Origin of the sequence: Aerococcus sp. HMSC23C02 (assembly GCF_001806805.1) — a bacterium.
GTDB lineage: Bacteria > Bacillota > Bacilli > Lactobacillales > Aerococcaceae > Aerococcus > Aerococcus sanguinicola.
Genome location: NZ_KV786043.1, coordinates 396,472 through 418,904, shown reverse-complemented (window position 1 = coordinate 418,904; position 22,433 = coordinate 396,472). Strand labels below are relative to the sequence as shown.

The window sequence follows — 22,433 nt, the reverse complement described above, 5'->3', positions numbered from 1 at the left end:
TGTTATAGAATTTCGAGTAAAAACTAGCATTTATTAGACTTCACTAGCCTTTAGTAAGTGCGACAAATGCTGATAAATCAACACTGGCCTTTACTAGACCTCACTAGATTTCACAAAATACGCCCAGAGGGAATCGAACCCCCATCTCAAGAACCGGAATCTTACGTGATATCCATTACACTATGGGCGCAAAAATTAACAACAAGATTATTATACAATTTTTCCTTGGAAAATGCAAATCTTTTTTAGGACTTTTTGCTTGACCATTGTTGACCAACCGTGTATGATAGAATTAAACAATGTATAGGGAGGTAGTTTTAATTTATGAATTTAATTCCTACAGTAATCGAACAATCTTCGCGTGGTGAACGTGCTTATGATATTTATTCTCGCTTATTAAAGGACCGTATTATTATGATGTCTGGGGGAGTAGATGACAATATGGCGAACTCAATTATCGCCCAATTGCTCTTCCTGGATGCCCAAGATCCTGAAAAGGATATCTACATCTATGTCAACTCACCAGGTGGTTCTGTCACAGCTGGCCTTGCCATCTATGATACCATGAACTTTGTGAATGCAGATGTGGTAACCATTGTGACAGGTCTTGCAGCTTCGATGGGTTCAGTGATTGCCATGGCTGGAGAAAAGGGCAAGCGTTATGCCTTACCTAACTCTGAAATTCTAATCCACCAACCTTTAGGCGGGGTCCAAGGCCAAGCGACTGAGATTGAAATCACTGCCCGTCATATCTTGAAGACCAAGAAGAACTTGAACCGGATCATTTCCGAAGCAACTGGTCAAGACATTGAAGTGGTTGAAAAGGATACCGACCGTGATAATTGGATGTCGGCTGAAGAAGCCAAGGAATATGGGATCATCGACCATATTATGACCTCCAATTCAGAATTACAAAAATAGTCGCTTGAGTCAAGCTGTGCGAGCTAAGATTTTCTTGCACAAGTTAACAAGTGAGACGAGTTATAGACTGGAGTTTTTCCAGTCTTTTTTTACAAATATTCATGTTCAAAATATCACAAATAGCACTCTCAGTCAAAAAATAAGCGCTTTTAAACAGATTTATCTAATGATTAAAAGCGCTTTCTCGGGTATAATAAGGATGTACGAGGCAGGTGGCAGAATGGATGAAGAAATTTATGCGGGTTATGACCTGCAAGGCGGCGATGAGTGGTTAGAATTCCATACCCACCGCCAATTGGAGATCTACCAGTTTATTGCTGGTTGCTGCTATTTTCAGATTGGCAGCCAGTTTTATGAGCTGGAGCCAGGGGATATTTTACTGATTGATGGCATGCGCCTCCACAAGGCTTTTGTCAAAGATGAAGGGGAGGTTTACCGACGCCATGTGGTGCATTTCACCAGGGAGTCGATCCAGCCCCTCTTGGCCAGCCTGGACGCTAGTCAGCTCCTGGAGCTCTTCAAGGAGGGTCAGGGGAGTCTCTACCGGATGACAAAATCTTCGGACAAGGAAATCGTGGCTGAGAAGATGCGAGCTCTGGCAGAACTCACCCAGCTGGATTCCTCCTATACTTTCCATGAGCAGCAGGTCAAGCTACAGATTGTAGACCTCTTGATGACCTTGGACCGGATGGACCACCAGTCGATTGTGGAAGTGAGCGCCCGCCAGGAAGAGCCCTTGCTAAGGGTCCAAGAGATTGCCTACTATTTGACCCAGCACTACCAAGAGAAGTTAGACTTGGATAAAATTGCAAGCGGTGTCAACCTGAGTAAGTCCTATGTCTCTCACTTGTTCCGTGAGGTGACCGGGATGACGGTGATCAATTTCCTCATGAAGTACCGCCTCTTACAGGCTCGCTATCATTTGATGATGAGCGATGATTTATCCATCCAGGAGATTGCCTTGGCGAATGGTTTTGAGAGCAATGCCCATTTTTCGCGTTATTTTAAGCAGAGTGTGGGCGTGACACCCAGCCAATTCCGCAAGGCTAACCGCTAAGTCAAAGAATATATTATAGAAGATAAATGAAGGAGATGTTATTATGGCAGACAAATTAAAATTCGCTATTATTGGTTTCGGGACACAGGGTTCAGCATACGGACGCTTTATTGATGAGGGCATGGTGCCTAGCATTGATTTAGTCGCTGTTTGTGATATTGATGAGGAACGTACCAAGTTAGCTAAGGAACTCTACCCACAAGTAGAAACTTATTCTGACTATAAAGAGTTAATCGATTCTGGCAAGGTGGAAGCAATTGTGACCACAGTGCCTCACTACCTCCACCCTGAAATGGCTATTTATGCCTTGAGCAAGGGCGTTCACGTATTGAACGAGAAACCTGCTGGGGTTTACACCAAGCAAGTGAAGGAATTAAATGAATACGCTGAGAAGGCAGATGCCACTTATGCGATCATGTTCAACCAACGCAACAACCCACTCTACCAAAAGATTAAAGCCATTGTAGATTCTGGTGACTTGGGCGATCTCCGCCGGTCAAACTGGATCATTACAACTTGGTGGCGGCCACAAGCTTACTATAACCAAAGCGACTGGCGGGCAACTTGGGGTGGTGAAGGCGGCGGCGTCTTAGTGAACCAAGCCCCTCACCAATTAGACTTGATTCAATGGATTGCAGGTGTTCCTGAATCGGTTTACGCCATGGTTCAAGAAGGTTACCAACGTGAAATTGTCGTAGAAGACCAAGTCCATGCCATGCTCCGCTATGCCAATGGGGCAACAGGGGTCTTTGTGACTTCTACCAATGAAATTGCGGGTTCAGACCGCTTAGAACTCTACTTCGACAAGGGTAAGATCGTTGTGGATGATTCTCAAAAAGCAACGGTTTACCGCTTGAAGGAAACTGAACAAGAAATTAACAAGGAATTCGATGCCGCTAAGGTGAAGAGCATGATGGCTGGGGAAGATGTCTTCGGCGACCTCTTCGAAGCCGTTGATACCATTGAAGAAGACAATGTCTGGGGTGCCCAACACTCAGGCGTTATGGAAAACTTCGCCCAACATATCTTACACGGTAAGGATTTAATTGCACCAGGGGCTGAAGGGATTAATGGCGTGCGTCTGGCGAATGCCATCCAAATGTCAGGCTGGACAGGCGAAGAAGTGTCCATTAAGAACTTCGATGATGAAAAATTCCTTGGCATGTTGAACGAACATATCGCTAAAGAAGGCAAATTCGAACAACGCCAATAAGAAAGGAAGCTAGACATGCTTAAGGTTGGAGTTGTCGGATTAGGAACAGTGTCCGTGGTCCACTTGAGAGCGATCGAGAATGCCCAGGCAGCTGAGTTAACAGCTGTCTGTGACCTCGATGAAAGCCTGAAAACTCAAGCGGAAGGGGCCCGTTTCTATACCGACCTAGATAAGATGCTTGACCAGGAAGATTTGGATGTGGTCCACATCTGCTTGCCCCACCATCTCCACGATGAGGCAGCGCTCAAATGTTTAAAGGCAGGGGTTCATGTCTTCCTTGAGAAGCCGGTAACCATTGACGCCGAGCGGACCCGCCAACTTCTAGCTGCCCAGGAAGACCTGGCCAATGACAGCAAGCTGGCGATTTGCTTTCAGAATCGCTTGAATGCTACGGTTCAAGAGCTTAAGCGCATTCTGACAGAGGAAGATACCTCGCCAGTGATTGCGGTTAAGGGGCTTGTTGCCTGGTACCGGCCGGAAGACTATTACACCATGAAGCCTTGGCGGGGACGGGAAGCTGAAGCAGGGGCTGGGACCATTATCAACCAGTCCATCCATACCCTGGACCTCATGCATTATGTGACCGATACGGACTGGCTAGCTTGCCGAGGCATGCTGGGTAATCTAATGGAATACGATATCGAAGTGGAAGATTCGGCAATGGCCAATTATAAACTAAGCGATGGTAGCCACGGCTTCTTTGCGGCGACCAATGCCTATTACGGTAACGATTCCATTGAATTACAGGTTGTGACCCAAAAGACCCGCTATACCATTAAAGACGACAAGCTCTACGATGACCAAATGAACTGCTTGGCTGAAAACGAAAGCTTACCAGGGACTAAGATCTACTATGGACCTAGCCACCAGCGCTGCATCGAAAACTTCTACCAGGCCATTATTGACGGCACAGACAACTATTGCCAACTGTCCGATGCCTTAACCACTATGGAAATGATCGATGCCATGAAAGCATCATCGAAGACCAAGCAAACCATCTATAAGGGGGATATTTAAATGAGTAAAATTGGCGTTCAAGCAATGATGTTAAAGGACAAGTTTGAGGAATTAGGAGCCTATGAAACCCTGAAAAAAGTTTCAGAACTCGGCTATTCAGCGGTTGAAATTTCTCAAATCCCGATGACAGAAGAGAATGTCCAAGAAATCAAACGAGCTAAGGAAGACTTCGGGATGGAAATTGCTTCCTTATCTTGTAACGTGATCGATGAAGGGGTACCAGGCGGAAACGATGCCTTGGATACTAAATTCGACAAAATTGTTAAGGACTGCAAGACCTTAGATGTGGACTTGCTCCGGATCGGTATGCTGCCCTTTAAGAATATGAAGAACAAGGAAACTGCCTTGGAATTCTGCCGGGAAGCGAATAAGTATGCTAAGCAGTTAAAAGAAGAAGGCATCCGTCTCTTCTACCACAACCACCATGTGGAATTCCGCCGCTATGAAGGCAAGTTCCTCTTGGATATCATTGCCGAAGAGTGCCCAGATCTCGACTTCGAATTCGACTTGCACTGGGTGCAACGGGGTGGAGCCAGCCCAATTTCAATTTTGGAACAATATGCGGACCGGACCGACCTTGTCCATATTAAAGACTACCGGATTGGTGAGATTCCGGACGAAGCTTTTGAAGCCCTCGAAGCTGAAGATGTAGAAACCTTCTATGGTTACTTCACGAATATTGTTGAATTTGCGGAAATTGGCCAAGGCTCCATGGACTACAAGGCGATTATCGACAAGGCGGTAGAATTAAACATTTCTTACCTCTTAGTTGAACAAGATATGCTTTATGGTCGCGATCCTTTCGACTGCTTAGCCGATTCACGGGATGCTCTTTATGACTTAGGCTTCAAAGACTTGTTCTAAAATCTAAGAGACGCAATGAAAGAATGATGAAGGAGGAATAACTTTGGGCGCAAATGATGGGATGAATTATGCACCAAAAGGAAAGGTTAACCATGTAGTAGAAGCTGGCGAATTCCAGGTTGGAGTGACGGCTCTCGACCACGGTCATATCAATGGGATGACTAATGGCTTAATTGAAGCCGGGGCTACGATTAAATACGTTTACGATCCGGACCCTGAGAAGGTCGCTGAATACCGGGAGACCTTCCCAGATGTGGAAGTGGCTGATTCTTTAGAACAAATTCTCGAAGATCCAGAGATCAAGATGGTAGCTGCAGCAGCTGTGCCTAATCTGAGAAGTGCCTTGGGTAACCGTGTCATGAAGGCTGGTAAGGATTACTTCACCGATAAGACAGGCTTTACGAGCCTAGACCAATTGGCAGAAACTCGCCGCGTACAGAAGGAAACAGGGCGCCGCTACTTCGTCTACTTCTCTGAACGCTTGCACGTCGAAGCCGCTGTCCTAGCGGGTCAATTGATTGAAGAAGGACGGATCGGCAAGGTCATCCAAGTAACGGGCTTTGGCCCCCACCGCTTGGACAAGGAAAAACGTCCGGACTGGTTCTTCAATAAAGAAGAATATGGCGGTATCTTAGCCGATATTGGCTCCCACCAAATTGAGCAATTCCTCTATTATACGGGTAATGAGGATGCGGAAGTGATCGCTTCTAAAGTGGCTAACTACGACAATCCAGATGTGCCTGAATTAGAAGACTATGGCGACGCGACCCTAGTCGGGGATAACGGCGCGACCTTCTTCTTCAAGGTGGACTGGTTCACACCAGACAGCTTACCGACTTGGGGTGACGGCCGGACCTTTATCACCGGGACCAAGGGCACCATTGAACTGCGCAAGTACTTAGACGTCGGACGCGAAGACAGCCTGGACCATGTGTACCTAGTGACAGAAGAGGGCGTTGAACACCGCCAAGTGACCGGCGAGATTGGTTTCCCCTTCTTTGGCCAAATGATTCTAGACTGCCTAAACGGAACTGAAGAAGCCATGACTCAAGAGCACATCTTTAAGGCCCAAGAGCTTTGCTTGCTTGCCCAGGAAAAGGCCCAAGTCATCCAAAGCAAAATATAAATTCGATAGCTTGGACTAATTATGTCCAAGCTATTTTATTTTTTTGCCCCATATTTGGGGTGGATTTACATACTTTTCACAAATTTTTGCCAAAGTTTTTAAGCTGATAACTTGCACTTTGGACGGAAGCTTGCTATACTAACGGTGTAAAGAAATTGATCGCAAATTTTTTTACAGACACTTGGTCAGAAATTGTCTACCTGGACAATAACTGTCCAAAGAAATGAGGGAGCTTATGGATCTATCTTTAAGTCTAATTGAAGATGTGGTTCCAGAGCTACACACAACTTACCGCTTGCGGATTCGGATGCTGAGTTTGCTCTTAGCTGAGGGGCCCATGGGTCGTAAGACCATGGCCTTGCGCTTGGATCTCACGGAGAGACGGGTGCGAGCTGAGACAGACGTCTTGGACAGGCAGGGGCTTTTAGAGAAATTGGCCTCGGGCATGGTCCTGACTACTAAAGGGGAGGAAGCAATTACGCTTGCCCACCGTTTATTCAGACTCGAAACCGATATCCAAGTCCTGGAAAGAGAATTAGCTGACCTTCTAGGTATCCAGTCGGCCCTGATTGTTAATGGGGTTCTAGGCTTGGATGATGGGACGGAAGCTAAGATGGCCCAAGCCTTGTCAACTTACTTGGCTAACCATCTGGACAAGGGCCAGCAAGTGATTGCTGTGACAGGTGGATCGACCGTCCAAGCTGTGGTGCCTCATCTCTCCAACCGTCTTTTAACAGATGGCCGGTCCTTTACCGTCGTCTCGGCGCGTGGAGGTATGGGAGATGAAGCGGCTAACCAGCCCAACACCATCAGCGAAAGACTCGCTCAACTCTTGGGTGGCCAGAGCATTTCACTCTACGCCCCTGAAAGTTTGAACACAGCAACTTATCAAATGTTGCTCAAAGAGCCACAGATTAACAAAACCTTGCAACGGCTAAAGGAAGCTAATGTCTTAATCTTTAGTGTAGGGAATGCGGATATCATGGCTAAGCGACGCGACTTGGATGCCAAGGCTTGTGACTTTATCAAGTCCAAGGCAGCCATCGGTGAAGCTTTTGGATGCTTCTTTGATAAGGAAGGTAAGATTGTATACCGGGTTCCACGGATCGGGATTCAAATTGAAGATATCCACCAAGTTAAGTGGCCCATTCTCGTGGCCGGTGGCGAAGTCAAAGCAGATGTGATTACTGCCTTCGCCAAAATCGCCCCCCAGCAATTAGTTTTAATTACGGATGAAGGGGCAAGTCATATGGTATTAAATGGAGCCAAGCTCTATTGATATAAAATTGTTGTATAACTGTTGTAGTTCTTACAAGGAGGAATTTACATTATGGCAAAGAAATTAGCAATTAACGGTTTTGGCCGTATTGGTCGTTTAGCTTTACGTCGTATTTTAGAAAAAGGTTCAGATTTAGAAGTAGTTGCAATCAACGACTTAACTGACAACGAAGACTTAGCTTACCTTCTAAAATATGATACTGCTCAAGGGCGTTTCCCTTACAGTGTTGAAGCTAAAGAAGATGCCTTAATTGTTGATGGTAAAGAAATCAAATCCTATGAAGAAGCAGACGCTTCTAAATTACCTTGGGGTGACTTAGGAATTGACTTCGTACTTGAATGTACTGGTTTCTACACATCAGTTGATAAAGCACAAGCTCACATCGATGCTGGTGCTAAGAAAGTTTTAATTTCAGCTCCTGCTAAAGGCGACCTTAAGACTATCGTTTACGGTGTTAACCACGATATCTTAACTGCAGACGACAACATTGTATCAGCAGCTTCATGTACAACTAACTGCTTAGCTCCAATGGTTAATGTATTGAACAAAGAATTCGGTGTGAAACGTGCATTAATGTCAACAATCCACGCTTACACTGCAACTCAAAAAACTCAAGATGCTCCAGGTGGCCGTAAGAACCGTGCTGGCGCTGACAACATCATCCCAGCTTCAACTGGTGCTGCTAAAGCTGTAGGTAAAGTAATCCCTGAATTAGATGGTAAGATCGACGGGACTGCTCAACGTGTTCCTGTAATCACTGGTTCAGAAGTTGAACTTTACTCAGTTCTTGAAAAAGAAGTAACTGCTGAAGAAGTTAACGCTGCTATGAAAGCTGCTTCAAGCACTGCCTTCGATTACACTGAAGATGAAATTGTTTCATCAGACATCATTGGTTACCCATACGGTTCTGTATTCGATGCAACCCAAACTAAGATCATGGATGCAGATGGTGGCCAATTAGTGAAGACTGTTGCTTGGTATGATAACGAATATGGTTTCACCAGCAACATGATCTCTACTTTAGAACACTTTGCTAACCTATAAGAGAAATCTTTAAACTAGCGGGGAGCTTCGCGCTTCCCGTTTTTTTAAAAGTAAGTAGATAAGGATAGAAAAGGGGTTTAGCATGGCTAAAAAAACAATTGAAGATATCGATGTAAAAGGGAAAAAAGTATTAATGCGCGTGGACTTTAACGTGCCAATGGATGGATCAACCATTACCGATGATAACCGGATGGTCCAAGCTCTTCCTACCATTAAATATGTGTTAGAGCACCAAGGAAAATTAATCCTCTTCTCCCACTTAGGCAAGGTTAAGACCGAAGAAGACAAGGCTTCTAAGACCCTACGTCCAGTAGCTGAACGCTTGGAAGAATTACTCGGTCAAAAAGTAACCTTCGTTCCTGAAACACGTGGTAAAGAATTAGAAGATGCTATCAACAACTTGGCTGAAGGCGAAGTTCTGCTCTTTGAAAACACCCGTTTCGAAGACATTGATGGTAAGAAGGAAAGTGGCAATGATCCTGAATTAGGCAAGTACTGGGCATCCTTAGGCGATGTTTTCGTTAACGATGCTTTCGGTACCGCTCACCGGGCTCACGCTTCCAACGTAGGGATTTCTTCAAACATTGACACAGCCGTTGCTGGTTTCTTAATGGAAAAAGAATTAAAATTCTTAGGCGATGCTGTTGAAAATCCTAAACGCCCATTCGTGGCTATCCTCGGCGGGGCTAAGGTTTCTGATAAGATCCAAGTCATCGAAACCTTGCTTGACAAAGCTGACAAGGTATTGATCGGTGGCGGTATGGCCTACACCTTCCTCAAGGCACAAGGCTATGAAGTTGGGAATTCCCTCTTAGAAGAAGACAAGGTTGACCTAGCTAAAGACTTAATGGAACGCGCTGGCGACCGTTTGGTATTACCAGTTGACGTAACCATTGCAGATGACTTCTCTAATGATGCCAATACTAAGGAAGTCGCTGCGGATGAAATTCCTGCAGGTTGGGAAGGTTTAGACTGCGGGCCTAAGACTATTGAAGCCTTCAAAGAAGTGCTTAAAGATGCGAAAACAGTGGTATGGAATGGACCAATGGGTGTATTTGAAATGCCTGCCTTCGCTAAAGGGACCAATGCGGTCTGCGAAGCCATTGCCCATCTTGACGATGCAACAACTATCGTAGGTGGCGGGGACTCTGCAGCAGCAGCCCAAAAATCTGGCTTCGGCGATAAGTTCTCCCACATCTCAACTGGTGGGGGCGCATCCATGAAATTCTTGGAAGGCGCTGAACTTCCAGCTGTTGCCGCTTTAGATAACAAGTAAACCTTGCCTGAGCTTATACTAGGAAGGATCTGCCAAGCCGCGACTTCCGCGCGTCAGCTTGACCAAGCTATCGCTGGAGTCGACCGGATCCTTGGCCAGTCGGAAGGCGTCCAGCATATCCACTTCCTTCCTGCTATATTTATCAGCCAATTTTGCCCCAGTGCGTTTCAGGCATGCGCGCTGGGCAGCCAAAACTGCTCGGTTCAAAGTGACTATGCCGAATTAGGTGAATCGACGGCCTACCAACTTCACCAGGCGGGTATTACGCATTGCTTAGTTGGGAGTGCTAGTCGTCGCCAAGCCTTCATGGAGGATGATTCCGACTTGTCTAGGAAGATTACGAATTGCTTAGACGTCGGTATTCGTCCCGTGCTCTGCCTAAGCCTTCCCCAGATTAGTCGGGAATGGAACATGCAGAGCGTCTGGCTGGCCCAGCAGATTTGGCAGATTTATTCAAATTTGACGGCAGAAGAACAAGGTCAAGTCTTAATTCTCTTCGAAGGGGCAGAAGGGGACGAGCTCTCGGCTCAAGCCCTGGAAAGGGTGGCCCAATTAATCCGCGATACGGTCTTTGAGATTGCGGGTGAGGCCATTGCCCAGTCCCTTGAACTCATCTACAGCATTAAGGCTTTAGATGGGCTAGACTTGGATCTCCTAGCTGACGGCATCTTTGACGGCGTCTGTTCCAATGACCGGACCCTGTCAGATGACGATTGGCTAGCTGTCATTAAAAATTTGCAAGCCCATCATCTTATGGTAAAATGAATTTAATTTAAAAAAAGGAGCAATTAAAGCATGTCATTAATTACTGATGTTTACGCACGCGAAATCTTAGATTCACGTGGTAACCCAACAATCGAAGTTGAACTTTACACTGAATTAGGTGGCTTTGGCCGCGGTATGGTACCTTCTGGTGCTTCAACTGGGGAATACGAAGCTGTTGAACTTCGCGATGGTGACAAAGACCGTTACCTCGGTAAAGGTGTGACCAAAGCAGTTGAAAATGTAAACACTACAATTGCGGAAGCTATCCTTGGTTTAGATGTACAAGACCAAATTGGGATTGACAACACTATGATCCAATTAGACGGTACACCAAACAAAGCTAAATTAGGCGCTAACGCTATCTTAGCTGTTTCTTTAGCTGCTGCACGTGCGGCTGCTGATGAATTAGGCGTTTCTCTATACAACTACTTAGGTGGATTCAACGCTAAAGTTCTACCAACTCCAATGATGAATATCGTTAACGGTGGGTCTCACTCTGACGCACCAATCGCTTTCCAAGAATTCATGATCGTTCCTGCTGGGGCTCCTTCATTCAAGGAAGCTTTACGCTGGGGGACTGAAGTTTTCCATGCCCTTAAAGATATCCTTAAAGGTCGCGGCTTAGAAACTTCTGTTGGTGACGAAGGTGGTTTCGCCCCTCACTTCAAAGGGACTGAAGACGCTGTAGAAACCATTATCGAAGCTATCAAAGCTGTTCACTTAGAACCAGGTAAAGATGTCTTCATCGGTTTTGACTGTGCGTCTTCTGAATTCTACCAAGATGGCAAGTATGACTATACAACCTTCGAAGGTGAAGGTGCGGCTGTTCGTAGCGCTGCTGAACAAGTCGAATACTTAGAAGAATTAGTTAACAAATACCCAATCATCACCATCGAAGACGGGATGGATGAAGATGACTGGGAAGGTTGGAAACTCTTAACTGAACGTTTAGGTGACAAGGTTCAATTAGTAGGGGATGACCTCTTCGTAACCAACACTGAACGTTTAAGCCGCGGGATTGAAGAAGAAATCTCTAACTCTATCTTGATTAAGGTTAACCAAATCGGTACCTTAACCGAAACCTTCAACGCTATGGAAATGGCTAAACGTGCAGGCTACACTAACGTAGTTTCCCACCGTTCTGGTGAAACTGAAGATGCTTCAATCGCTGACATCGCAGTTGCCTTCAACGCTGGCCAAATTAAGACCGGTTCATTATCACGGACTGACCGTATTGCTAAATACAACCAATTACTCCGTATCGAAGATGAATTAGGTGAATTAGCTGAATACCAAGGTCTTAAAGCCTTCTACAACCTTAAAAAATAAGGTCTGAGATTCCCGTCACTTAAAAGTTAATTGTTCATCCACTATTCTTGTTTGTCTTCTGACAAGCGGGATAGCGCCAGGCTCATTAGGGCCTGGCTTTTTTAATTAAACACATTGTGCTGGTGAGCATGCGTTCCGTCTTGAAAGTGATCGTTAAATGTTCAGCGGATCAACACGGCTGAAGCCGTCTTGTACTTTATCCGTAAGTCGCTAAAACGCCAACGGCTAAAGCATAGCACCGGCTCGAGCAGCTTCAGCTCTTGGAGCGAAACGACTTATGCGATAGCTGTTCGAACAGCGTGAGATTACAGATATCGTATGCTGGCCAGAGATGAAGTTCAAGGCTGCGTCAGCAGCGTTGCGACTTCACAATTTAATATCTGTTCATAAAACTTGCTAATAATTCTACTTTTATTTTTATAAGCCTAGTGGAATGAGATGGCGCTGCTATATCTTTTTTTGAAGAAATATAAAAAAGGCTTGACCTTAATATGAAAAAATGGTTAAATAATACTAATCAAATTCTAAGAAACAAAAAGTAGCAGGGGCTATTCTCTTAAGCGAGCAGCTGGTGGTGGAAGGGTTGTGAGAAGCTAACTGTGAAACGTCTTGTTGAGATGGCTGGTGAAATGAGTAACCGGACCCGCAGAAATTGCGTTAACATTAACTAAGTGAAGCTGACAAGCTAAGAATTAGAGTGGTACCGTGGAATTTTCCGCCTCTTATCGTCTGGGACGATAGGGGGCTTTTTTCATAAGGAGCGACTGGCTGGGCTAGGCTTCTGGGTAGTTTTACTTAAAGCTACCAGTAGAGTGGTACCGTGGTCACACCGCCTCTACTGTCCAAGGACAGGGGTGGTGTTTTTTATTTGAAAGCAAGTGTTGAGTTTAAGGAGGACACAAGATGTTACAAGGAAAAGATTTTTTAAAGATTAAAGATTTTACAAAAGAAGAGTTAACTTATTTAATTGATTTTGCGCTTCATTTGAAGGGGCTGAAGCAAGCGGGAATTCCTCATAAGTACATGGAGGGGCAGAATATTTGTCTCTTGTTTGAGAAAACCTCGACGCGGACCCGGGCTGCTTTTACGGTTGCGGGGGCTGACTTGGGAGCGACGGTTGAATTCCTGGGGGCTAAGGATATCCAGCTCGGTAAGAAGGAATCGGTTGCCGATACGGGACAGGTTCTCGGGCGGATTTTTGATGGGATTGAATACCGGGGCTTTAGCCAGGAAATTGTGGAAGCTTTGGCTGAGGCCTCACCGGCACCGGTTTGGAATGGCTTGAGCGATGTCTCCCATCCTACCCAGATGATCGCGGATTATATGACCATCAAGGAAGTCTTCGGCACCCTCCAAGGGATTAAGTTAGTCTACTGCGGCGATGGGGCCAATAATATGGCCAATAGTCTCTTGATGGCTGGCGCTATTCTCGGAGTGGATGTGACTGTGGCTGCGCCAGAAGGCTACCAGCCGGATCCTGCTATCTTAGCTGAAGTCCAAGACCGGGCCAAAGTATCAGGGGCTAAGATTGACGTGACGGCTGACATCAAGCAGGCTGTCCAAGGGGCCCATGTCATCTATACCGATGTTTGGATCTCGATGGGGGATGAAGCGGAGGCTGACCAACGCTTGGCTGACCTTCAAGCCTACCAGGTCAACCAAGACTTGATGGACCTGACAGACCCCACCTGCATCTTCCTCCACTGCTTACCTGCCTTCCACGATGCTCAGACAGACTTCGCTAAGGACAAGGGCGTATCCGAATTAGAGGTTACGGATGAAGTCTTCAAGAGTCCAGCCGCCTACCAGTTCCAACAGGCCGAAAACCGGATGCATTCGATTAAGGCCATCATGGCGGCTACCAACGGCCACCTCTTCGTGCCTCACTTAGAGAAGGGAGGGGCTCTCCATGATTAAGGTTTCGGTAATCGGAGGCAATGGCTATACCGGTCTTGAGCTCTTACGCCTCTTAGCCAAGCACCCCCAAGTTACCCTCTCCCATGTGACGTCCAGAAGCTATGCCAGCCAGGTCATCGGCCAGGCCTTCCCCCAATTAGTAGACCTGGGGGACTTAGCCTTTGAAAACTTAGACCTGGACAAGCTCCAAGCTTCTGACCTCGCCTTTATCTGCCTGCCCCATGGTCATGCCAAGGCTATTGTGGAAAATCTTGACCTTGAAAAGATCCGGATTATCGACCTGGGCGCTGACTTTCGTTTGAAAGACCCGGCGACTTATGAAGCCTACTATGGGCAACCAGCACCAAGAGGCGACTTGTTAGACCAGGCTGTTTATGGTTTAGCAGATATTTATCCTGAGGCCATTCAAAAAGCCCAACTTGTCGCTAATCCGGGCTGCTTTGTGACGTCTGTCTTGCTGGGGCTCTATCCTGCACTGAAAGCGGGTTTGGTTGACCTTCAAGCGATTATGATCTCTTCCGCCTCGGGCATTTCTGGGGCAGGACGGAATGAATCCCTAGATAATCTCTACGCGGAAATGACGGAAAACTTCAAGGCCTATAAGCCCTTGACCCACCGCCACGTTCCGGAAATGGAAGCTGAACTGGGCCGTTTTGCTAAAGAAGAAGTTAAAGTACAATTTGTGCCTCACTTGCTGCCTATTGCTCGGGGCATCCAATCCACTATTTATACTAAATTGACAGGCAGTGAGGATTTGACAGCCATCCACCAGCACTACCAAGCCGCCTACCAGGCATCTGACTTTGTCCAAGTCTTGCCTTTAGGGAGTCTGCCCCAAGTCAAGCAAGTGCGGGGGACCAACCGCTGCCAGATTGGTCTAGCAGCTGATGCGGACGCGGGTCACTTAATTATTTTCTCAGTGATCGATAATTTGATGAAGGGCGCCAGTGGCCAGGCGGTTCAGAATATGAACCTCTTATTTAATTGGCCTGCCAACTTGGGCTTGGACCAGCTGACGGTTTGGCCCTAAAGGAGGAAAGACATGACAAAAGAATGCGATGCAAGAGTGCAGGTCTTACTTGAGGCCTTGCCTTATGTCCACCAGTTCCACCAAAAAATTGTTCTCATTAAATTTGGTGGTCATGCCATGGTCGATGAAGAGGCCAAGCTAGCCTTTGCCCAGGATATCGTCCTCATGCAAGCGGTAGGGATCCTGCCGGTAGTGGTCCACGGGGGTGGGCCTTTCATAGGCAAGATTCTGGAGCGGATGGGGATCCAGTCACGTTTTGAACAGGGGCTCCGGATAACGGATAAGGAGACCTTGGAAGTGGTGGAAATGGTCCTCGATGGTCAGGTGAATGGCGACGTAGTCAAACGGATTAACCAGATGGGCGGACGTGCCCTCGGTTTATCGGGCAAGGATGCCAAGCTGATCCAAGCCGGTCCCCTTGCCCTAAGAAATGATGAGGGGAAAGTTCTTGACCCGGGCTATGTGGGCCAGGTGCAAGGGATTAATACAGATCTTGTCTCAGAAGTTATCCAAGCAGGCTATGTGCCGGTTATTTCCTCTGTAGGGGTGGGCAAAGACGGCCAGGTCTACAACATCAATGCAGACACAGTGGCTAGCCAGCTGGCCCAAGCCCTAGGAGCGGTTAAGCTGGTGCTCTTAACGGATGTCAAGGGCGTCTACCGCGACCCTGAAGATCCCGAGAGCTTAATTTCGACTCTGACTATTGACGAGTTCCTCCAGCTTAAGGAGGAAGGCATTCTCACCGGGGGCATGTTGCCGAAGATCGAGGCTGCCCTTGCAGCTATCCAGGCTGGGGTCGACCGGGTCCACCTGATCTCTGGGAGTGAACCCCATGCCTTATTGGAAGAATTGTTTTTTGATGCTGGTATTGGCACCATGATTGAATAGGAGGAGCGCTATGAGAGATGTATTAAACCAGGGCCTTGCCAGTATTCCCGGCTTGGAAACTTGCGGAGCCCATCTCGGTTTTAAATATAAGAAGAAAGATATGGGACTGATTTACTTTCCCGATGGGGCGGAAGTAGCGGGCGTTTTCACTCAAAATCCTGTCCAAGCCCATCCGGTTCGTTTTTGCCAGGACCAATTGGAAGCATCGAAGCGTTTCAAGTTAATCGCGGTCAACAGTGGCAATGCCAATGCCTGCAATGGCCCGGCTGGCTGGGAAGCTTTAAAAACTTGTCAAGCTAGCTTGTGTGAGGCTTTAAAGATTGGCGAAGATGAATTTCTGATGGCTTCAACAGGGGTGATTGGGGAAGCCTTTGATGTGAGTCCCTTGGTCTCTGCTTGCGACAGTCTATGCGGTCAACTCGGGACGGCTTCTTCCGATGATTTTGCCCAGGCTATCTTGACGACGGATACCTGTACCAAGCAAGTGGCCTACCAGTTCGATCATTATCGAATTGCTGGGGTGGCTAAGGGATCGGGGATGATCCATCCGAATATGGGTACCATGCTGGCCTTTATCGCAACGGATGCTGACCTCAGCCAGGTCCAGCTCGGCAAGGTCCTCCACCAGGTGACCCAAACGACTTTCAACCGGATTACGGTGGACGGGGACACGTCGACTAATGATTCGGCATTCTTAGCCGCTACCGGTCAAGCAGGTCCAGCTGATGTCGACCAATTCGCCCAAGACTTAGAAGTGGTCATGCGCGACTTGGCGCAAATGATTGTACGCGACGGGGAAGGAGCGACTAAGTTTGTCACGGTAGCCGTTGAAGGCGCCCAAGACGAAGACCAGGCCGTGTCCGTGGCTAAATCGGTAGCCACGTCCAACTTGGTTAAGACAGCTCTCTATGGCGAGGATGCCAATTGGGGTCGGGTCTTAGCCGCAGCTGGCTATGCCGAAGGTCTGCCCATCGATCCGGACCGCCTGACCATTGCTTTTGCATCAGCAGGGGGAACGATCACCCCCTACCAAGCTGGGCAGGGGCAAGGCATGGATGAAGACCTGGCGCGGCAGATTCTCCATGAAGAAGACATTCAGATCCACTTAAGTCTCGGTTTAGGCCAGGCTCAGGCCAGGGTTTGGACCTGTGACTTCTCTCACGATTACATTAAGATTAATGCGGAATACCGCAGCTAGAAAGGATGGTTGGATGACGAGTCAAGCAGAATGGAGCCAACGCGGGCAAGAGGTTTTATTGAATTTATTTAACCGGGAGGACCGGGTGATGGTGAAGGGGGAAGGGTCTTATGTCTATGATGCGGACGGCAAGGCCTATCTGGACTTTATGTCCGGCATTGCGGTTAACGCCCTGGGGCATAGCCATCCCGCCCTCGTCCAGACCTTAGCTGACCAAGGTCAAGTCGGCATGCACTTCTCTAATTATTACTGGAACATGCCCGCCATCGAACTTGCGGAAAAACTTGCCGCAAAGACGGGCTTGGGCCAGTCCTTCTTCTGTAATTCGGGGACGGAAGCTAATGAAGCGGCGATCAAGTTAGCCCGTAAGTGGGGCCGCCAGCACAAGGGCGAAAATGCTATTCAAATCATTAGCTGCCAACAATCCTTCCACGGTCGGACCATGGGCTCACTTGCGGCAACGGGTCAGGCAAGCTTGCAGGCGCCTTTTGCGCCCATGCTCGAAGGCTTCTCCTATGTTCCCTATAATGACTGCCAGGCTCTCAAGCAAGCGGTGACCAAGGAGACCTGCGCCATCATTGTCGAAGTGATTCAAGGGGAGGGTGGGGTCCATCCGATGACCCAGGCCTATGCCCAGACCTTAAAAGACCTCCAAGCGGAAGCTGACCTTCTGCTCATTATTGATGAGGTACAGACAGGGGTCGGTCGGACCGGTCATTTCTTAGCCAGTCAGGGCTATGGCTTACAGGCGGATATGGTGACTTTGGCCAAGGGGCTAGCGGGCGGTTTTCCGATTGGGGCCTTGCTGGCGGGAGAAAAGATCCAGGCCAGTGTCCAAGCAGGGGACCATGGGAGCACTTTTGGGGGCAATCCTTTAGCCTGCGCCTTAGCCAACACTGTCCTCGATGTTTTGGACCAGGACCAATTATTGGCTAATGTCCAGGCACGGTCTAAGCAATTACAGGAAGGCCTAAATCATATTCGTCAAGAAGTCGGCAGGATTGTTGATGTCCGGGGTCAGGGCCTCCTGCTCGGCGTTGAGCTCAGCTTACCAGTCGCAGATCTTTGCCAAGCTTGTTATGAAGCAGGACTGCTCTTAGTGAGTGCTAAAGGTAATGTGGTCCGCTTCCTGCCCTCCTTGAATGTTTCTCAGGCAGACTGCGACCAGGCTTTGGCGATTTTTGCCCAAGTCTTAGGCGAGCTCCAGCCTGCTTAAGTATTTTGTCCGACTAGACCTCTGGATCTGAAGAGAAAGCATTGTTTGCTAGACCAAGTTATGGTAGAATAAGGGTTGTATAATTTTATTTATGAGATGAGGGGATGTATTGTACGATATTTTACTAACAGCAATGATTGTCATTGCGATTCTATTAATATTAGTCGTTATTGTGCAACCATCAAAGAATAATCCGAGCAATCTAACGAGTTCTGATGCCTCTGTCGGTAAACGCAAGAAGGCCCGCGGTTTTGAAGCGGCCATGAACCGTTTTACCGTTGTACTTGGTTTTGTTTTTATGGTAATTGCATTATTAATTGCTAAAATTTCATCATAAGATTGACAAGAGCCAGGTTCAACCTGGTTTTTCTTTTGCATTGGAATCCTCGCATGTGTTCTGCTTTTGAATTTAGATAAGATCTCGTCTCGATGCTCGACAAACAGTCATCGATAATCGCAATTAAATTAAAAATATCGAAGCATTCTTTTTTCCTGAAGGCTATGGGTTGTTTTCCCTAGGCAGTCTTCGGTAAAATGAAAGTAAGTGAAAGATCTTGAGGAGGGGTATTGTGAAATTACCTGGACCATTCTATTTTAAAGCCGGTCCCCGTGCGGTTCTCTTACTGCACGCTTATACAGGAACGGCTAATGACCAACGGATGCTCGGTCGCCGACTCAACCGGGAGAATTATACGGTGCTAGGCCCTAACTTTACGGGCCACGCTACAACAGATGTCGACCAATTAGTGGACACGCCTTGCAGCCAGTGGATTGAAGATGGCCGGCAAGCGCTGGCCCAGCTGCGTGCTGACGGTCATGAGGAGATTGCGGTCTTTGGCCTGTCGCTAGGCTCTAGCATCGCGACCCGGCTGCTCTTAGATGACGACGCGCTCTTGGGAGGCGGGGTCTTCAGCTCGCCCTTGATGCTCGATTCGATTAGCGAGAGTCAGGTCCCCCAAGCCTTCATGACCTATGTGAAGAAGGTCTGGCAACAATTAGGCGAAGACCCAGAAGCAATTTCTGCCAAAAGTCAGGCTATCCAGCCTAAGTTGGCCAAGCGTTTAGAAAACATCGACCAAATGAACGCTCAAATTTGCCAGGATCTTACGACTTTGGACAAGTCTTTCTTTATTGCCCAGGGCGAACAGGATGAATTAATCGACGGGACGGCGGGAAGCCAGCTCAAGGCCTATATGGAAGATCTGGGTAAGACGGTTGATTTTGTTTCTTATCCAGATGCAGGGCATGTCCTCACCGTTGGCAGTAACCATAAACATTTAGAAGACGATGTCCTTGATTTCTTAGAAGGACTAGATTGGAAAGATAAGGCATGAATAAAGAACAAGTAAAAGACCAACTTTTACAAGCCATAAAGACTAGTGACCAGGGGCAGACCGCTTCGGATTACAGCAAGCTTTTAGGCTATGATGCGGCAAAGGATTTTACAGATTTTGTCAACCTGGTAGCGGAATTGGAGCGCCAGCACGAGATTGTGATCCTAGAAGACGGGACGCTCGGTTTAAGCCAGGACTATGACCAGCTGACCGGTCGGCTCTCAGTGAATAAGAAGGGCTTCGGCTTTGTGAGTGTGGAGAATATGGAACGCGATATTTTTATCCCTGCCAAGGACCTCAATGGGGGGATGAATGGGGATACAGTCCAAGTTGAGATCACCCAGGAAGCCAAGGAGTGGGAAGATAAGTCGGCCGAGGGTAAGATTAACCAGGTCCTGGAACGGGCCAACCAACAAGTTGTTGGGGAATTCTATCCCTTCTCCGATGACGACCAGAAGAAATACCAAGCGATCGGTTATATCAAGCCGCTCAACCACTCTTTGGGCCAAATGACCTGCCTAGTGACGGACCAGGGCCTCAAGCCTGTTGAAGGGGAGATTGTCCGGGCCGAGATTGTCGCCTATCCAACAGCCAAATTGGCGATGACCTGCCGGGTTCTAGTTAAGGAAACGGTGGGCCACAAGGATGCGCCGGGAACGGATATATTGGCGGTTCTCGCCATGTTTGACATCCCCCATGAATTTCCAGAAGAGGTCATGGCGGAAGCCGAGGCTGTCTCCGAAACGATTAGCTCCGAGGATTTAGAGGGGCGGATGGATTTAAGGGACCAGCTCACCATCACCATCGATGGGGCCGATGCCAAGGACTTGGACGATGCCATTTCCCTCAAAACTTTAGTGGATGGGGGCTATGAGCTGGGGGGCCATATTGCGGACGTTTCCTACTATGTTAAGGAAAACTCTGCGATCGACCAGGAAGCCTTCGACCGGGGGACCTCTGTCTATTTGACTGACCGGGTGGTTCCCATGCTGCCCCAACGCTTATCGAATGGGATCTGTTCCCTCCAAGAAGGGGTGGACCGCCTGGCCATGTCCTGCTTGATGACCTTGTCTAAGACGGGTCAAGTGACGGACTATCAGATTGGGCCAAGTGTCATTCAATCCGACCACCGCATGACCTATTCTGATGTCAATGCCATCCTCTCGGGTCAGGGCCAAGACTTGCGTGGGCAATACCAAGATATCGTGGCCATGTTAGAAGGAATGGCAGACCTCCACCATATCTTAGAAGCTAAACGTAAGCACCGGGGCGCCATTGATTTTGATACATCGGAAGCTAAGATCATTGTGGATGAGACAGGCTTCCCAGTGGATATCCAGCTCCGTGAGCGTGGCCTGGGTGAGCGGATGATTGAATCCTTCATGCTGGCCGCCAATGAGACGGTTGCTAGACACTACACCCTAGCTAAGAAAGACTTTATCTACCGGGTCCATGAACATCCCGATATGGACCGGATGCAGAACTTCCTCCAATTCGTGACGGCCATGGGGGTTAAGGTCAAGGGGACTTCTTCTGATATCAAGCCTAAGGAATTGCAGCAGATCCTCAAGAAGATTGAGGGCGAATCCTATGAGCCTGTCGTTAAGATGATGATGCTCCGGTCCATGCAGCAGGCCCACTATGATACCGAAGCTCTGGGTCACTTTGGCCTAGCAGCGGAAGACTATACCCACTTCACCTCGCCTATCCGCCGCTATCCGGACTTGATTGTCCACCGGCTTATCCGCCAGTATGCTAACCATGAAAGTAATACGTCGACCCAGAAAAATTTAGGTGAGATTGCCGAGCAATCGTCCAAGCGGGAGCGGCGCAGTGTGGATGCTGAGCGAGAAGTGGATAGCCTGAAGAAGACCGAATTTATGTTGGACAAGGTGGGCGAGACCTTCCCAGCCATTATCAGCTCGGTCACAAATTTTGGCCTCTTTGTCCAATTGGAGAATACCATTGAGGGCATGATCCATGTCTCCAGCCTCAAAGATGACTACTATAACTTCATAGAAAGTCACCTGGTTCTGATCGGTGAACGGACGGGACGGACCTTCAAGATTGGCGATCCGATTGAAGTGAAACTGATCAATGCGGACGTGGACTCCCGGCAACTGGACTTCCGCTTGGTAGAAGAGGAGGCTGAGTCCAAGCAAGGTAAAGACCAGCAAGCTGGCCAGTCTAAAGCTAAGAAGAAAGGCAAGGGCAAGCACCACAAGGCCAAGCCTAAAGACTTCAAGTCCCCTAAGAAGGACAAGAAGGGTCATCCTAAGAAGAAACATGGAAAAGGCAAGAAAGGCAAAAAGTCTTCCCAACATAAGCACAAAGGCCAGGGAGATTTTAAGATTCGTAAACGTCAAAAGTAAAGGAGCTATCAAATGGCTAAAGCAAAAGATAACAGTCATGTGGTGGCCCGAAATCGCAAGGCCAACCACGATTTCACCATTGAAGATACTGTCGAATGCGGCATTGTCCTGACGGGGACGGAGATTAAGTCCGTCCGCCAGTCCAAGGTTAACCTAAAGGACGCCTTTGCCCGGATTGAACGGGGGGAGGTCTGGCTCTACCAATGCCATATCAGCCCCTATGAGCAGGGCAACCGCTACAACCCTGATCCTATGCGCCGGCGCAAACTGCTCTTGAAGAAGCGGGAGATCGCTAAGTTAGAAAAGGCGACGGAAAGGGACGGCTACACCTTAGTCGCCCTCAAAATGTATATCAAACGGGGCTTTGCTAAGGTTCTTATCGGCACAGCCAAAGGGAAGAAACGCTACGACAAACGCCAGAGCCTCAAGGAACGCGATATGAAACGCGACATCCAACGGGCCCTCAAGGTGCGCTAGACTTTTCTTCAGGGCAGGCAATTCTGCCGGACTAGCCTTTCGAAATAGATTTTCAAGCTGGGCTGAGCCCGGCTTTTTCTTTTTGGAAAGGCGATTTTATGTCCTCTAAT

20 protein-coding genes and 1 tRNA gene are annotated in these 22,433 nt (G+C 47.9%); 20 read left to right on the top strand and 1 reads right to left on the bottom strand.

The annotated features are described in order from the left end of the window. Positions 1–118 precede the first annotated feature (118 nt). Positions 119–190 (bottom strand) — tRNA-Arg (locus HMPREF3090_RS03360). Positions 191–324: 134 nt separating this feature from the next. On the opposite strand from HMPREF3090_RS03360, the gene clpP reads away from it, so the two are divergent. The 20 genes from clpP to smpB all read left to right on the top strand — a co-directional run bounded on the left by clpP (position 325) and on the right by smpB (position 22,323). Beyond that, the gene (gene clpP, locus HMPREF3090_RS03355) at positions 325–921 is read left to right on the top strand and encodes an ATP-dependent Clp endopeptidase proteolytic subunit ClpP (RefSeq protein WP_067976413.1); all 597 of its coding nucleotides are present in this window, start codon (positions 325–327) and stop codon (positions 919–921) included. A gap of 220 nt (positions 922–1,141) precedes the next feature. Then, positions 1,142–1,978: a helix-turn-helix transcriptional regulator gene (locus HMPREF3090_RS03350; RefSeq protein WP_067976412.1), complete on the top strand. Its 837-nt coding sequence runs from the start codon at positions 1,142–1,144 to the stop codon at positions 1,976–1,978. Between the two features lie 43 nt (positions 1,979–2,021). Then, complete coding sequence (locus tag HMPREF3090_RS03345) at positions 2,022–3,191, top strand: Gfo/Idh/MocA family protein (RefSeq protein ID WP_067976411.1); 1,170 nt, start codon at positions 2,022–2,024, stop codon at positions 3,189–3,191. Positions 3,192–3,206: 15 nt separating this feature from the next. Then, positions 3,207–4,208: a Gfo/Idh/MocA family protein gene (locus tag HMPREF3090_RS03340; RefSeq protein ID WP_067976410.1), complete on the top strand. Its 1,002-nt coding sequence runs from the start codon at positions 3,207–3,209 to the stop codon at positions 4,206–4,208. Continuing rightward, the gene (locus HMPREF3090_RS03335) at positions 4,209–5,072 is read left to right on the top strand and encodes a sugar phosphate isomerase/epimerase family protein (protein WP_070485929.1); all 864 of its coding nucleotides are present in this window, start codon (positions 4,209–4,211) and stop codon (positions 5,070–5,072) included. Between the two features lie 43 nt (positions 5,073–5,115). After that, complete coding sequence (locus HMPREF3090_RS03330; RefSeq protein WP_198434454.1) at positions 5,116–6,198, top strand: Gfo/Idh/MocA family protein; 1,083 nt, start codon at positions 5,116–5,118, stop codon at positions 6,196–6,198. A 235-nt stretch (positions 6,199–6,433) separates the two neighbouring features. Then, entirely contained in the window at positions 6,434–7,477 is a 1,044-nt protein-coding gene (locus HMPREF3090_RS03325; RefSeq protein WP_070485927.1) for a sugar-binding transcriptional regulator, read from the top strand. A gap of 51 nt (positions 7,478–7,528) precedes the next feature. Then, entirely contained in the window at positions 7,529–8,521 is a 993-nt protein-coding gene (gap, locus tag HMPREF3090_RS03320) for a type I glyceraldehyde-3-phosphate dehydrogenase (RefSeq protein ID WP_067976407.1), read from the top strand. An 82-nt stretch (positions 8,522–8,603) separates the two neighbouring features. Continuing rightward, positions 8,604–9,797, top strand: a complete 1,194-nt coding sequence (pgk, locus tag HMPREF3090_RS03315) for a phosphoglycerate kinase (RefSeq protein WP_070485924.1) — start codon at positions 8,604–8,606, stop codon at positions 9,795–9,797. A 3-nt stretch (positions 9,798–9,800) separates the two neighbouring features. Further along, positions 9,801–10,562, top strand: a complete 762-nt coding sequence (locus HMPREF3090_RS09530) for a triose-phosphate isomerase (RefSeq protein ID WP_083272361.1) — start codon at positions 9,801–9,803, stop codon at positions 10,560–10,562. Positions 10,563–10,592: 30 nt separating this feature from the next. Then, positions 10,593–11,891, top strand: coding sequence for a phosphopyruvate hydratase (gene eno / locus HMPREF3090_RS03305; RefSeq protein ID WP_070485922.1), 1,299 nt, complete (start codon positions 10,593–10,595; stop codon positions 11,889–11,891). A 903-nt stretch (positions 11,892–12,794) separates the two neighbouring features. Further along, positions 12,795–13,808, top strand: a complete 1,014-nt coding sequence (gene argF / locus HMPREF3090_RS03300) for an ornithine carbamoyltransferase (protein ID WP_067976400.1) — start codon at positions 12,795–12,797, stop codon at positions 13,806–13,808. Next, the gene (gene argC / locus HMPREF3090_RS03295) at positions 13,801–14,838 is read left to right on the top strand and encodes an N-acetyl-gamma-glutamyl-phosphate reductase (RefSeq protein WP_067976398.1); all 1,038 of its coding nucleotides are present in this window, start codon (positions 13,801–13,803) and stop codon (positions 14,836–14,838) included. The genes argF and argC overlap by 8 nt, the downstream gene beginning before the upstream one ends. Positions 14,839–14,850: 12 nt before the next feature. Further along, entirely contained in the window at positions 14,851–15,726 is an 876-nt protein-coding gene (argB, locus tag HMPREF3090_RS03290) for an acetylglutamate kinase (protein ID WP_067976396.1), read from the top strand. Between the two features lie 10 nt (positions 15,727–15,736). After that, positions 15,737–16,924, top strand: a complete 1,188-nt coding sequence (gene argJ / locus HMPREF3090_RS03285) for a bifunctional glutamate N-acetyltransferase/amino-acid acetyltransferase ArgJ (RefSeq protein WP_067976392.1) — start codon at positions 15,737–15,739, stop codon at positions 16,922–16,924. 13 nt (positions 16,925–16,937) lie between these two features. After that, positions 16,938–18,140: an acetylornithine transaminase gene (locus HMPREF3090_RS03280; RefSeq protein WP_070485920.1), complete on the top strand. Its 1,203-nt coding sequence runs from the start codon at positions 16,938–16,940 to the stop codon at positions 18,138–18,140. Positions 18,141–18,249: 109 nt separating this feature from the next. Continuing rightward, the gene (gene secG / locus HMPREF3090_RS03275) at positions 18,250–18,477 is read left to right on the top strand and encodes a preprotein translocase subunit SecG (protein ID WP_067976391.1); all 228 of its coding nucleotides are present in this window, start codon (positions 18,250–18,252) and stop codon (positions 18,475–18,477) included. 232 nt (positions 18,478–18,709) lie between these two features. Further along, positions 18,710–19,474 carry an alpha/beta hydrolase gene (locus tag HMPREF3090_RS03270; RefSeq protein WP_067976389.1) on the top strand — a complete coding sequence of 255 codons (765 nt, stop codon included), beginning with the start codon at positions 18,710–18,712 and terminating at the stop codon, positions 19,472–19,474. After that, a complete protein-coding gene (gene rnr / locus HMPREF3090_RS03265; protein ID WP_070485918.1) occupies positions 19,471–21,846 on the top strand; it encodes a ribonuclease R in 2,376 nt (791 codons plus the stop codon). The genes HMPREF3090_RS03270 and rnr overlap by 4 nt, the downstream gene beginning before the upstream one ends. 12 nt (positions 21,847–21,858) lie before the next feature. Further along, on the top strand, positions 21,859–22,323 hold the full coding sequence (smpB, locus tag HMPREF3090_RS03260; RefSeq protein WP_067976385.1) for an SsrA-binding protein SmpB: 465 nt from the start codon (positions 21,859–21,861) through the stop codon (positions 22,321–22,323). Positions 22,324–22,433 lie beyond the last annotated feature (110 nt).